Raw genomic sequence first — 12,852 nt, 5'->3', positions numbered from 1 at the left:
GATGCCTGCCCTGATCCCCTCCGGCCCGGAAGCCGTCGCCACCATGACGCCCAGCAGCTACGTCACCGCCGAAACCCTCCGCGAGGGCAACCCTGCCGAAACCGAGGCCGTGCATCTCGCCAGCTCCGACGAGAAGTTCACCGTCGGGTCCTGGCGCGCCGAGCCGTACGCCGAGTTCATCGAGAGCTACCCGGGCGACGAGTACACCCGGGTTCTGGAAGGCTCGATCACCCTGACCGGTGACGACGGCGTCGCCCACACCTTCGGCCCCGGCGACTCCTTCACGCTGACCAAGGGCTGGCGCGGCGAGTATCGCGTGACCGAGCCGCTGGTCAAGCAGTTCGCCATCTACGTCCCCTGAGAGGTATGCACATGACCACGCTCGACGACTGGACCCGCCTCGCCGGTGAGATCACGCCTCGCACCGAGGTTTTCATCGACGGCAAATACCGGCCCGCGGTCTCCGGCGAGACGTTCGACTCGATCAACCCCGCCACCGGAGAACTGATCGCACCGGTGGCGTCGGGCGACACCGAGGACGTCGACGCGGCCGTCGCCTCGGGACGCGCCGCGTTCGATTCGGGTGTCTGGTCGCGCGCCTCGGCCTCACACCGCAAGCGGGTGCTTCGGCAGCTCTCCGAGTTGATCGGAGAACACGCCGAAGAGCTCGCACTGCTGGATTCGATGGACATGGGCAAGCTGGTCTCCGAGGCCCACACCGTCGACGTACCCTCAGCTGCAGAGCTTTTCGCGTTCTACGGCGAGTCGCTCGACAAGCAGGGTGGTGAGATCGCGCCTACCGAGCCCGGCAACCTCGCGCTGGTCACCCGTGAGCCGCTGGGCGTCATCGGCGCCGTCACACCGTGGAACTTCCCGTTGGACCTGGCGGTGTGGAAGGTGGCTCCCGCCCTGGCAGCGGGGAACTCGGTGGTGCTCAAGCCCGCCGAGCAAGCGCCGCTCTCGTCGGTGCGGCTTGCCGAACTCGCTGTGGCAGCCGGTGTGCCCGAAGGCGTGTTCAACGTCGTTCCGGGCCTCGGCCCCACCGCCGGGGAAGCCCTCGGCCGGCACCCCGACGTCGATGTCATCGCATTCACCGGATCCACCGAAACCGGCAAGCGGTTCCTGCGCTACGCCGCGGATTCCAATGCCAAGCAGGTCTGGCTGGAGTGCGGCGGCAAGAGTCCCAATGTAGTGTTCGCCGATGCCGACCTGGACGCCGCGGTGGAGAAGGCGATCTTCGGCGCGTTCTACAACCAGGGCGCGGTGTGCTCGTCGAATTCCCGCCTGCTGCTGCACGAATCGATCGCCGACGAGTTCCTCGCCGAGCTCGTGAAGCGCACGGCCGAGGTACGGCCGGGCAATCCGCTGGATCCGGCGTCCACCCTGGGTGCCCTCGTCGACGAGCAGCACACCCAGCGCGTCGTGGGATTCATCGACAGGGCCCGCGCTGACGGCGAGATCGTCACCGGAGGGACCCGCGAAACCGTCGATGGCCGTGGTTGTTTCGTTGCTCCGACCATCGTCGCGAAGCTCGCGCCGACGGCCGAGCTGGTCACCGAGGAGGTCTTCGGCCCCGTGCTGGCAGTACAGACCTTCTCCGACGAGGCAGAGGCGATCGCGATGGCCAACAACACCATCTACGGCTTGGCCGCCTCGGTGTGGACCCGTGACCTGTCCCGCGCCCACCGCGTCGCCGCGGCGCTGCGCGCAGGCACCGTCTCAGTGAACACGGTCGACGCGCTGAGCCCCCAGACCCCCTTCGGGGGATTCAAGCAGTCCGGATTCGGTCGCGATCTGTCCCTGCACGCGCTCGACAAGTACACCGGCCTGAAAACCACCTGGATCGCGCTGTAGATAGGGAGTCCCATGAACGACAAAGCGCCGGTGTCCGCACCCGTGGAACAGCGGACCATCGAACACGTCCCGGTCGACGAACGCCACGGCCGCGCCCGTGACCTGTTCACCGTTTGGTTCGGTTCCAACATCATGTTGCTGACCATCATCACCGGCGCGCTGGCCACCACGGTGTTCGGCCTGCCGTTGTGGGCCGGCGCGTGCGCGATCATCCTGGGCAATGTCATCGGCGGTGTGGTGATGGCACTGCACGCCGCCCAGGGACCGCAGATGGGCGTGCCCCAGATGCTGCAGACCCGAGCCCAGTTCGGCTCGTACGGAAGCCTTCTCGTGGTGGTGCTGGTGGTCTTCATGTACCTGGGCTTCTTCGCGTCCAACGCGGTGCTCGGCGGCCAGGCGCTGGCCAAGGTCACCGGGCTGCCCACCAACTGGTCCATCACGATCATCGGGCTGATCAGCGTGGTGGCCACCATCGTGGGTTATCGGCTCATCCACCGAGTCACCGCGTTCCTGTCCGTGGTTGCCGGCGGGGCGCTGGTCGTGGCGTTCATCTGGATGGTCGGCGTCAACGGCGTGCCCGGTGGCACCTGGCACACCAGCGGATACAGCTGGGCCGGTTTCATGGCGACGCTGTCGGTGGCCGCACTGTGGCAGATCGCCTATGCGCCCTACGTTTCCGACTACACCCGGTACATGCCCAAGGACACCGGGCAGCGTGCCGCGTTCTGGGGAACCTACGCCGGTTGCGTGCTGGGCTCGGTGCTGCCCATGTTGCTCGGCGTGCTCGTCGGCGCTGCGTTGCCCTCCGACGAGACCCTCGAAGGACTCTCGACGCTGACGCGCGGCGTGAGCACAGGCGTGTTCGCGATCTTCGCCATCGGCATCACCGCGACGAACGCCATGAACCTCTACTGCGGCGCACTCTCGACGATCACGGTGGGGCAGAACCTGTTCCCGCGGTGGCGCCCCGGTGCAGGCAGCCGCGCCGTGACCGCGATCGTGTTGTTCGTCATCGCGATCATCCCCGCTCTGGTAAGCGCCGACGACTTCCTGGCCAACTACGCGAACTTCCTGGCGTTGCTGTTGTGCGTGCTGATCCCGTGGACCGCCGTCAATCTCGTCGACTACTACCTGCTGCGCCACGGCGTCTACGACATCGACTCGCTGTTCGAACGCGACGGCGGCCGGTACGGCAAGTTCAACTGGATCGCGATCGCGTGCTACTTCATCGGCATCGCGGTGCAGATCCCGTTCTTGTCGACGACGTTGTTCACCGGATTCACGGCCAAAGCTCTCGGTAGCGTGGATATCTCGTGGATCGTCGGGCTGGCCGTCATCTGCCCGCTCTACTACGTTTTGATGCGGCCGAAGGTGGCCGCCCTGGCCGCGCAGCCGGCGGTGGCCTGAGCATGAGCATGAGCATGGCCGATTACCTGATCGTCGGCGGCGGCACTGCCGGATGCATTGTGGCGTCGCGACTTTCGGAAGACCCTGACGTCACGGTCACAGTGCTCGAAGCGGGCCCCTCTGACAAGGACGAGCCCCGCGCCCGCGACATCCGGCGGTGGGCGCAGATGCTGGAAAGCGAATACGACCTCGACTACCGCAGTGTGGCCCAGGAGCGCGGTAACTCGGGCATCCGGCAGGCCAGGATGCAGATCCTCGGCGGCTGCTCGACGGCGAACACGATGATCACCTGGCGGCCACTGGCCGCCGATCTCGACGAATGGGCCGCGATGGGCGTCACAGGGTGGGATACCGCCTCGGTGCACGACGCGTTCGACCGGATCCTGGCGCCGGTCGAACCGGTCGCCGACAAGGACCGCAACCCGTACGTCAGCGATGTGGTGGACTCCGCCCGGCGGGCGCTCGGCCTGCCCGCCCGCCGGGCCTGGAACTCCGATCCCGAGTTCGCCACCACCGGTGTCGGAGCCGGATTCTTCGAGATCGGCTACACCCCGGCCAGTCACCTGCGCTCTTCCACCTCGGTGCACTACCTGCACGACGCCATCGCCGACCGCGCCAACCTCGTTGTCGAGCACGGCCGGCACGCCGAACGTCTGATCATCGAAGGCGGCAGGGCCGTCGGGGTCCTCACCCGTGACGCTGACGGCAACCGTCGTGAGTTCCGGGCCGACCGCGAAGTCATCGTGTGCTGCGGTGCCATCGATTCACCAAAGTTGCTGCAGCTGTCGGGAATCGGCCCCGCGGACGTACTCGCCGCTGCCGGTGTGACCACCGTGGTGGAGTCCCCGGGCGTCGGCGAGAACCTGATGGACCATGCCGAGGGCCTCATCGTCTGGGAGGCCGGCGCCGATGTCCCCGATACCTGCGCCACCGGGTGGGACGCCGGAGCCGCGGTGCGATTGTCGGAGGACAGCCCCGCGCGGCCCGAGGTGCTGATGCACTTCCCCGTCGAGGCTGTCGCCGACCATGCCGTCACGTACGGCGTCGAGATGCCCGAGCGCATCGTCTCGATCGCACCCAACGTCGCGAAACCCAGCAGCCGCGGGCGGGTGTGGATCACGTCATCCGATCCCGCAGAAAGCCCGTCGATCGACTACCGCTACTTCACCGATCCCAACGGTCACGACGAGGCAGTCCTGATCGCCGGGATCCGATTGGCCCGTCGCATCGCAGCGACCGAGCCGATGGCCAACTGGCTTGTCCGCGAGGTCTTTCCCGGCCCGGACGCCCAGTCGGACGAAGAGCTGTCCGAAGCGCTGCGCGCGACGCACCAGACGGTGTACCACGTGTCAGGCACCTGCCGCATGGGCGCCGACGACGATCCGATGGCGGTGTGTGATTCCCGGCTGCGGGTGCGCGGCGTGGACGGACTGCGTGTCGTCGACGCATCAGTGTTCCCCACCATCCCGTCGGTCAACCCGGTGGGCACCATCATGGCGGTGGCCGAGCACGCCAGCGCCATGGTGCTCGCCGACCGGCAGCCGCTCACCGTAGAGCGGGCGTGACATGTTCGCCGACCGCATCTTCACGAACGCCGCCGTGTTCCAGCCTGCCGGCGCGGAACCGGCCGACACCGTGGCGATCCAGGGCGACACCATCGTCGCCGTGGGCCGCGGCGTCGACCGTGATCTGATCGGAACCCACACGGACATCACCGACCTGGGCGGAACAAGTCTTCTGCCGGGGTTCGTCGACGCTCATGCGCATCCGGTCGCCGCCGGCATGGCGGCGCTGCGGTGTGACCTGTCCGGTCTGGCACACGACCGTCAGGCCTACCTGACCGCGATCGCCGAGTACGCCGCACGCCATCCCGGCGAATCCGTGATCGCCGGGGCCGGCTGGTACGGCGACGCCTTTCCCGACGGGTTTCCCACCCGCCACGACATCGACGCCGTGGTCTCTGATCGGCCCGTCATCCTGACCAGCCACGACTATCACGGCGCGTGGGTCAATACGCGTGCGCTGGAGTTGGCCGGGATCACCTCGGCCACAGCGGATCCCACCGGAGGACGGATCATCAGGGACCACACGGGCGAACCGACCGGGGTGCTGTTGGACCGCGGCGGTGACGCCGTCAACGCGCTGATCCCCGAAGTGACGCCGCAGTTCATGCGTCAGGCACTGCTGGAGGCGCAACGCCGCCTGCACTCCGTAGGGGTGACGGGTTGGCAGGACGCTGCCGTGGGCGCCGAGTTCTTCGGCTTGAAGGACAATTTCGCGACCTATGTCGACGCCGACGAAGCAGGCGAGCTGACAGCCCGGGTGGTCGGCGCACTGTGGTGGGAGGCCGAGCAGGGTGCCGAACAGCTCGATGGCCTGTGTGCCAGGCGCAGTCTGTCGGGCCATTCCCGTTTCACCGCAAGCATGGTCAAAGTCATGCAGGACGGCATCTGCGAGAACTGCACGGCCGCCATGCTGGCGCCGTACCGTGCCGTGGCGGGTCACGACATCCCCAGCGGTCAGTCGTTCATCGATCCTGAGGACCTGCATAAGGTGACGGCGTTGCTGGCCGGCGAACGGTTCGGCATCCACATGCACGCTGTCGGCGACCGGGCCGTGCGGGAATGCCTCGACGCCCTCGAGCACGCCATCGCCAGTCACCCGCAGTTCAACGCCCGCCATCAGATCGCTCATCTGGATGTGGTTGACCCCCAGGATATTCCGCGGTTCGGCCAACTCGGCGTCATCGCCAACATCCAGGCCCTGTGGGCCCGCCGCGACAAGGAGATCGTCGAACGCAAGCTGCCGCTACTTGGCCCCGAGCGTGAACCGTGGCACTTCCCGTTCGCGTCAATCCAACGCCACGGCGGCACCCTGGCGATGGGCAGCGACTGGCCGGTGACGGACCCGAATCCGTTGTGGGCCATCCATACCGCGGTGCACCGCACCGGCACGCATGCCGATCCACACGCGATCGGCGACGGTGTCTTCGATACCCCTCTGCAAGCGCAGGAAGGCATCTCACTGCGGTCGGCGATCGATGCCTACACCGCGGGCTCCGCTTACGCCAACAGTCAGGATCGGGCCGGCCGCATCTCGGAAGGCATGCGGGCCGATCTCGTGATCCTCGACCAGGACATCTTCACCGCCGAGGACGTCGGGACTCTGCGCGCAGTCGAGACCATCGTTGGCGGAAAGACCGTCTACCGAGGTTAATTGGGCGATGGTGGTGGTTGGGGTTGGAAGGGGGTGTACCACCACCAGTCGGCGCGTTCGCCGGTCGGCCCGCGATAGGGCGGCACCTGGGGTGGGGGTGTGGTCGGTGGCCGGGCCAGCGAACCCCGGTGCAGTGCGCGGCCGGTGGCGTCGGTGACCCTGAGCTGGTGGGCGGGGCCGGTGATGGTGATGCCGCCCTTGTGGTGCAACCGGTGGTGGTAGGGACACAGCAAGACCATGTTGTCCAGCTCGGTGGGGCCGCCGTCCTCCCAATGCCGCACGTGGTGCGCATGTAGGCCGCGGGTGGCTCCGCAGCCGGGGACGGCGCAGCACCGGTCGCGGTGCTCCAACGCGCGGCGCAGCCGGCGGTTGACGGTGCGGGCGGCACGTCCCGCGCCGATGGGTTGCCCGTGGCGTTCGAACCACATTTCGCAGGTGGCGTCACAGGTCAGGTAACGCCGTTCGTCGTCGGTGAGCACGGGGCCCAGATGCAGGGCGGCGACGGGTTTCTCGCCATCTTTGTCGAGATCGACGTGGACGACGACGGTGGTGTGCTGCCCGTGCGGGCGGCGCTCCACGTCCGCGTCCCAGCCGGCCTCCACGAGGCTCATGAACGCATCGACAGCATTCGGGAAGGGTGGTGCCTGTTCCGATACCTGGTCCCCTTCGTCGTCGTCGCGTTTCCACGCCGCGATCAGCGCCTCCTGATGCGACCGCATCCCGGCATCGAGTTTCGCTGCCTCCAGCCGGGGCAGGGTGATCTGGTAGGTCGTGTAGTCGTCGTGCTCGATTTTGGTGAACGAGCGTTTCGGCTCCGGCGCCACCGGCTCCGGCTCAGTGGGCGCGTCGGGATCGGGTTGGGGTTCGGGCTTGGGTTCGAGTTTGATCGCGGTGCGTAATTGGGCCACGGTGGCCACCGCCGCCAGCTCGGCAAAGTGCGCATCGGAGCCGTCGGCGGCGCGGTCGGCGATCACCCCGACCTGATCGAGTGACAACCGGCCCTCCCGCAGGGCTTGGGTGCAGAGGGGGAATTGCTCGGCGCGGCGTGCCACCGCCACGATCGTGTCGGCGTTGTTCGGGGTGACACCGGTTTTCCAGGCCACCAACGCCGTGATGGAGCGGGCCCCGGTGGCGCCACACAATTCGTCGCGCTCCAGTTCGGCGACGATGTCGACGATGCGTCCGTCGATGGCGTTGCGTTGCCCGCACAACTCCGACAATTCGTCGATCAACACCTCCAACCGCTGCGCGGGACTGACCGCGTCAGCGTCGAAAGATATTGCGCCCGATGGCATGACACCCATTATTGCACTCAGGTCCGACAAGTTTCCTCGGCCCGAAACCATTCGTGCGCAACCTGATCGAGTGACACGTCTCACCGTTGACCCTGCGGTGAGGGCGTTGGTTTCTCGCGATTTGCGCCGTGGACGCAGAGTCAGTGTGCTAACTAGCCTGGATCGGCGGGTGCGCTATTGAGTCCTCTTTTCAGCTGCGGACGCGAAGCCCTCGTGAATTGGCTTGGGGCCGAATGGCCAGGTTTTCTCGGTGCGTGCGTAGACCAGAAAACCAATGGCCCCCAGGATCATCCAGCCGATCGACAAACCGATCGACTGCCACGTCGACGATACGTAGATGTAAACCCAGCCGACGAGGGCGACCAGAGTCGGCACCGGGTAGAGCCACTGCCGGTAGGGACGCTTCAGGTGGGGCTGCCTGCGCCGCAGTACGACGATGGCGGCTACCTGGGCCAGGGACTGGACGATGACCAGCGTCGCGACAGCGGCGTTGATGACCACGGTGAGCGAGAACAGCGTCCCCACAAGGGTTATGGCCGTCATGGTCACAACGCCGGCGGTCGGCAGCCGCAGCTTCGGATGCACCCGCCCGAAGACCGGCAGGAATACGTGGTCGCGCGCCGCTTCGAAAGGCACCCGGGATCCGCCGAGGAGCCCGGCATACACCGATCCGACGGCCGCGATGACGATCAGTGCCGTCACCACCTGCGCCGCGGTCGCACCCCAGGAGTTCTCCAGCACAGTCGATGCCACAGACGTCGCGCTCTTCAATTCCTCGAGCGGAATCGCTCCGAGCACACCGATCTGCATCAGCAGGTACAGACCCGCGATGCCCAGGATCGAGATGATGATCGATCGCGGAATCGTCCGGCCGGGGTCGACGACCTCACCGCCGAGATATGCACTCGTGTTGTATCCGAGGTAGTCGTAGATCGCGATGATCAGCCCCGCACCGAGTCCGGCCCAGAACGCGCCGCCGGACTGAAATGCCCCCGGCGTGAACGCGAATGCCTGCGTGTGGTCGAAATGACTGAATGCCGCGACGATCGTGGCGAGCACCGCCAGGAGCATGACGACGAACAGTCCTGTGGTGAGCTTCCCGATCTCTCCGATCCGTCGGAACAGCGCAGCACCGACGAGCAGCGTGATGACCGCACCGATGACGTGGCCGAGCACGGTGAGGCCGCCGTCGGCGACAACTCCAGGAAGCAGGTAGCCGAGGTATTGGACAAGCCCGATCACCCCGGTCGACATGATCAACGGGATGAACAGCACAGCGCTCCAGACGAACAGGAACGGCATGAGCCGGCCCGTCCGGTATTGAAAGGCCTCGCGCAGATAGATGTACGTTCCGCCGGCTCCCGGCATCGCTGCGCCCAACTCGGCCCAGATCAATCCGTCTGCCACGGCGAGCACGGCGCCGATCAGCCATCCGAACATCGCTTGCGGGCCGCCCATGGTCGCCACCATCGCCGGGATGGTGACAAACGGCCCGATGCCGCACATCTGGGTCATGTTGATCGCGGTCGCCTGCAGCGGGCCGATCTTGCGTTCCAGATCGGGCGAGGGCGTGGCCGGAGCGTTCACGTGATAACCGGGATTCGAAGTCATTGTCAACCTCCGCGCTAAGTGTTAGTAAAGTTTCTTAACACATAGAATCTGTCGGGGGAAGATCCCAGATTGGGCCGTCGCCACACGAGATGGAGAATCTGCACGTGACGAGCAACAGCGGACGTGAGATAGGCACACCCGCACACATGCGGGCACTGAATCAGCGTCTGATTCTCAGCCGCCTCAGTGAGCACGGCGAGGCGAGCCGGCCGCAGTTGGCCGCCGCCACCGGACTGTCGAAGCCGACCGTGGGACAGGCATTGGCGGACCTTGAGGCGCAGGGCCTCGTGCGGCCGGCCGGGATGGGCCCGTCGAAACCCGGACGTGCGCCCGTGGTGTACGAAATCGTCTCGGATGCAGGACATGTCGTCGGTATCGATATCGGCAGACAGCAGATTCGGGTCGCTGTCGCAGATCTGGCGGGACGCATCGTGGCGCGCATCGACGAACCCAACAGGTGCCGTTCGGGCTCAGCGCTGCTGCGCACAGTGCTCACCTGCGCCGAGCGTTGTGTCGCGAAAGCCGGCCTTGCCGCCGAGGATGTCGTCGTCACCGTCGTCGGCACCCCAGGCGTACCGGACCTGGAAGACGGAACGGTGCGTCGCGCTCCGAATCTCCCGGGCTGGGAGCGACGGGGCCTGCTGCACGAGCTCATCGCCGGCCTGGATCAGAGCGGTTCGATCGTGATGGTCGAGAACGACGCCAATCTCTGCGCGGCAGGCGAGCATGCGGCAGGTGCTGCCGTCGGGGTGGACACGTTCGCCTGCCTGACCGTCGGCACCGGCCTGGGCATGGGGTTCGTGCTGGACGGGCAGATCTACCGCGGCACCCGCGGTGCGGCCGGTGAGATCTCGGATCTGGCGTTCAAGGTGAGCGGTACGCCGGGACCGGCATCGGCGGAGGCCGCCGTGGCGGGGCAGGCCGTGGTGGCGGCCGCCCACGACGCCGGTCTGACCGACGTCCGAAGTGCCAAGGCCGTCTTCGAGCTGGCTCGCTCAGGCGACCCGGTGGCCCTCGAAGTGGTTGCGCAAGAGACGATTCGGCTGGCTTTCGTGGTGTCGGCGATCATCGCGATCCTGGATCCGTCGCTGATCATCCTGGCCGGCGGCATCGGCAGCAACGCGGACCTGCTCGCGGCACCCATCCGCACGGCGCTGGCCGCCACCACTCCGGTGATCCCCGAGATCGTCGCCGGTCAGCTGGGCGAGGATGCGGTGTTGACGGGAGCGATCGCCACCGGCCTCGCCACCGCGCAGGAGTTGGTCTTCGACACGCGCACGACCAACGCGACCAATCAGTAGCCGATCTCGTCGCAGATCGGCGGGATGATGATCAACGAGCCGCGCGGGGTGCAGAACGGGTGCGGAGGCTGCGGAGGCGGAGGCGGCGGTGGGGTGAGCATCGGCGCCGGCCCGTCGGCGGAGATGAAGCTGTCCAGGGGGTTGCCTTTCAGGTCGACCATCCGCACGTTGCCCTGGCCGAACGGGACGATGTACCACGTGTGGCAGACACCCATATCCCACTGAAGGTTGTTGAACGGCAACGCCTGGCCCGGGCACCAACTGTGCGGCTCAGCGGGAAACGGGTCGGCCTGGGCGGCAACCGCATTCAGCGCCAGGCCGGCCGCCACGGCGCCCGTCATGACCGCGGTCGCCGCGAGCCGTGCAACTCGATTCATCGTCAGATCCTTTCGTCGGGCGCCGCGCCGCGGCTTTGCCTGCACATCCAGTACAGGGCGTCACCGCAGCTACCGATCCCAACAATGTTCCGGGCGTTCTTCGCCGGCCGGGCGGGATTCGCCGATGTGGGTCACAGTTCCGCGCGAATCAGCCCCGCCCGCACTCGAATCGGATCTGACCGACATATAACAGTAGTGATGATGAATTGCGGATCCGATGAACTGCCCGTTCTGCGGTGCTGAAGTCGACCGCAGCGGCACGTGCGATCGCTGCGGTCGAGTGCAGGAGTCCACGTCGCCGACAGGATGGCGGCCGGATCCCACGGCGCGCCACGAAGGCCGGTACTACGCCGCAGGTCACCCAACGAACCGCGTCCGCGACGGCCGGGCCCAATCGTCGGACCCCGATGGCGGCCGGATGCTGCCGGACTACGTCGAGTTGCCCGCCTCCCGGTCGAGCATCCGCTCGACGTGGCTGGGAACAGGGGCGGCGACCGTCATCCTCGTCATGGTCGCGGTGGTCGCCTGGGTGCTGTTGATGGCCGCCCGCCGCCCACCTCCCCCGCCGGAAACCGGGTACCTCTCGGCGCTGAAGGAAGCGGGTTTGACCAACCAGTTCAACTCCGATGCCAACGCCGTCGCGCACGGGCATCAAGTCTGCCGTCAGCTCGAAGACGGCGGACCGCAGCAAGGCGTGCCTGCCGACAAGATCGCCGTCGACTCGTTCTGCCCACAGTTCACCCAGGGCTTCCACACGCTTGACAGCGCAACGGTCTCAGGCATTTTCGTCGTGACCGACAGCGCGGGCGTAGATGCAATCGCGTCTGACGGCGCAACCTGTCAAGGCGCCAACGGGTACTCCGACGTCGGCCGAGACACGCAAGTAATCGTTAAGAACGGCAAGGGCGAGATCCTTGCCACGACCGCGCTGGGCCAGGGTAAGGGCAACAGCGCCAACTGCACCTTCTCGTTCAGTTTTCCCGTCACCGAAGGCCAAGACCGCTACGTCGTCTCGGTCGGGCACCGCGGCGAGTTCAGCTACAGCTTCGGCCAGTTGCGGACCCAAGGCGTCCAGATCCATCTGGGGCACTGACCTATTGCCGAAGAGTACGGTCCTGGACCGTACTGTCCCGGTGGATCTATGGTGGGCGCTGTGTCCCGGACCGTCGACGTCGCCGCGGAATCCTCGCCATGGTCGCCGCGCGAAGCAGAGCTGCTCGCCATCACGCTGCGGCTGCTGCAGGAGCACGGCTACGACCGACTGACCGTGGACGCCGTGGCCGCGACTGCCCGCGCGAGCAAGGCCACGGTGTACCGACGCTGGCCCTCGAAGGGCGAATTGGTACTGGCCGCCTTCATCGAGGGCATCCGCCAGGTCGCCGTCCCGCCCGAAACCGGCTCGCTGCACGGAGATCTGCTGCGCGTGGGTCAGGTGATCTGCGAACAGGCCCACCAGCACGGCACCACCATCCGCGCGGTCCTCACCGAGGTGTCGCGCGACCCCGCCCTCAGCGACGCGATGCAGCACCAGTTCCTCGATCAGCGCAAAGCCATGCTTGAGCTGATCCTGCGAGAGGCCGTCGCGCGCGGCGAGATCAGCGAATCCGCGATCAGCGACGAACTGTGGGATCTGATGCCGGGCTACCTGATCTACCGGTCGATCATCCCGAACCGGCCGCCCACCGCGGAGACGGTGCAAGCACTGGTCGACAATGTCATGATCCCGAGCCTCACCCGTCCGGTCGAGTAAGACCGCGCTCGCTCGAAATCGCCGCTGACAACCCCTTGCCC

11 protein-coding genes are annotated in these 12,852 nt (G+C 66.7%); 8 read left to right on the top strand and 3 right to left on the bottom strand.

Translation table 11 applies throughout. The features are described from left to right. Position 1 precedes the first annotated feature (1 nt). Genes BTO20_RS01220 through BTO20_RS01200 form a run of 5 tightly spaced genes read left to right on the top strand, consistent with a single transcriptional unit; the run spans position 2 to position 6,477 of the window. Positions 2-361 (top strand): cupin domain-containing protein, encoded by a 360-nt coding sequence (locus tag BTO20_RS01220; protein ID WP_083164493.1) that lies wholly within the window; start codon positions 2-4, stop codon positions 359-361. 11 nt (positions 362-372) lie between these two features. Further along, complete coding sequence (locus tag BTO20_RS01215; protein ID WP_408632144.1) at positions 373-1,854, top strand: aldehyde dehydrogenase; 1,482 nt, start codon at positions 373-375, stop codon at positions 1,852-1,854. Between the two features lie 12 nt (positions 1,855-1,866). Then, positions 1,867-3,261, top strand: a complete 1,395-nt coding sequence (locus BTO20_RS01210; protein ID WP_087072680.1) for a purine-cytosine permease family protein — start codon at positions 1,867-1,869, stop codon at positions 3,259-3,261. A 2-nt stretch (positions 3,262-3,263) separates the two neighbouring features. After that, entirely contained in the window at positions 3,264-4,826 is a 1,563-nt protein-coding gene (locus tag BTO20_RS01205; protein WP_232491004.1) for a GMC family oxidoreductase, read from the top strand. A gap of 1 nt (position 4,827) precedes the next feature. Further along, a complete protein-coding gene (locus BTO20_RS01200; protein WP_087072678.1) occupies positions 4,828-6,477 on the top strand; it encodes an amidohydrolase in 1,650 nt (549 codons plus the stop codon). Here BTO20_RS01200 and BTO20_RS01195 read toward each other — a convergent pair. Continuing rightward, complete coding sequence (locus tag BTO20_RS01195; RefSeq protein ID WP_087081426.1) at positions 6,474-7,772, bottom strand: HNH endonuclease signature motif containing protein; 1,299 nt, start codon at positions 7,770-7,772, stop codon at positions 6,474-6,476. The genes BTO20_RS01200 and BTO20_RS01195 overlap by 4 nt on opposite strands. Positions 7,773-7,946: 174 nt before the next feature. Further along, the gene (locus BTO20_RS01190; RefSeq protein ID WP_087072676.1) at positions 7,947-9,383 is read right to left on the bottom strand and encodes an APC family permease; all 1,437 of its coding nucleotides are present in this window, start codon (positions 9,381-9,383) and stop codon (positions 7,947-7,949) included. A 104-nt stretch (positions 9,384-9,487) separates the two neighbouring features. Here BTO20_RS01190 and BTO20_RS01185 point away from each other — a divergent pair, with 104 nt between their 5' ends. Then, complete coding sequence (locus tag BTO20_RS01185; protein WP_198344214.1) at positions 9,488-10,684, top strand: ROK family transcriptional regulator; 1,197 nt, start codon at positions 9,488-9,490, stop codon at positions 10,682-10,684. Here the strand turns inward: BTO20_RS01185 and BTO20_RS01180 are convergent. Then, positions 10,678-11,061 (bottom strand): hypothetical protein, encoded by a 384-nt coding sequence (locus BTO20_RS01180; protein WP_087072674.1) that lies wholly within the window; start codon positions 11,059-11,061, stop codon positions 10,678-10,680. The genes BTO20_RS01185 and BTO20_RS01180 overlap by 7 nt on opposite strands. Positions 11,062-11,278: 217 nt before the next feature. Here BTO20_RS01180 and BTO20_RS01175 point away from each other — a divergent pair, with 217 nt between their 5' ends. Further along, positions 11,279-12,154, top strand: a complete 876-nt coding sequence (locus BTO20_RS01175; protein ID WP_087072671.1) for a DUF732 domain-containing protein — start codon at positions 11,279-11,281, stop codon at positions 12,152-12,154. 48 nt (positions 12,155-12,202) lie between these two features. Beyond that, complete coding sequence (locus tag BTO20_RS01170) at positions 12,203-12,811, top strand: TetR/AcrR family transcriptional regulator (RefSeq protein WP_087072670.1); 609 nt, start codon at positions 12,203-12,205, stop codon at positions 12,809-12,811. Positions 12,812-12,852 lie beyond the last annotated feature (41 nt).

Origin of the sequence: Mycobacterium dioxanotrophicus (assembly GCF_002157835.1) — a bacterium.
Taxonomy (GTDB): domain Bacteria; phylum Actinomycetota; class Actinomycetes; order Mycobacteriales; family Mycobacteriaceae; genus Mycobacterium; species Mycobacterium dioxanotrophicus.
This window is presented reverse-complemented; position numbering and strand designations above follow the sequence as displayed.

Excerpts from the sequence above, each read along its gene's own strand:
- BTO20_RS01220 (WP_083164493.1), top strand. The coding sequence starts at position 2 with ATGCCTGCCCTGATCCCCTCCGGCCCGGAAGCCGTCGCCACCATGACG.
- BTO20_RS01215 (WP_408632144.1), top strand. The coding sequence starts at position 373 with ATGACCACGCTCGACGACTGGACCCGCCTCGCCGGTGAGATCACGCCT.
- BTO20_RS01210 (WP_087072680.1), top strand. The coding sequence starts at position 1,867 with ATGAACGACAAAGCGCCGGTGTCCGCACCCGTGGAACAGCGGACCATC.
- BTO20_RS01205 (WP_232491004.1), top strand. The coding sequence starts at position 3,264 with ATGAGCATGAGCATGGCCGATTACCTGATCGTCGGCGGCGGCACTGCC.
- BTO20_RS01200 (WP_087072678.1), top strand. The coding sequence starts at position 4,828 with ATGTTCGCCGACCGCATCTTCACGAACGCCGCCGTGTTCCAGCCTGCC.
- BTO20_RS01195 (WP_087081426.1), bottom strand. The coding sequence starts at position 7,772 with ATGCCATCGGGCGCAATATCTTTCGACGCTGACGCGGTCAGTCCCGCG.
- BTO20_RS01190 (WP_087072676.1), bottom strand. The coding sequence starts at position 9,383 with ATGACTTCGAATCCCGGTTATCACGTGAACGCTCCGGCCACGCCCTCG.
- BTO20_RS01180 (WP_087072674.1), bottom strand. The coding sequence starts at position 11,061 with ATGAATCGAGTTGCACGGCTCGCGGCGACCGCGGTCATGACGGGCGCC.
- BTO20_RS01175 (WP_087072671.1), top strand. The coding sequence starts at position 11,279 with ATGAACTGCCCGTTCTGCGGTGCTGAAGTCGACCGCAGCGGCACGTGC.
- BTO20_RS01170 (WP_087072670.1), top strand. The coding sequence starts at position 12,203 with ATGGTGGGCGCTGTGTCCCGGACCGTCGACGTCGCCGCGGAATCCTCG.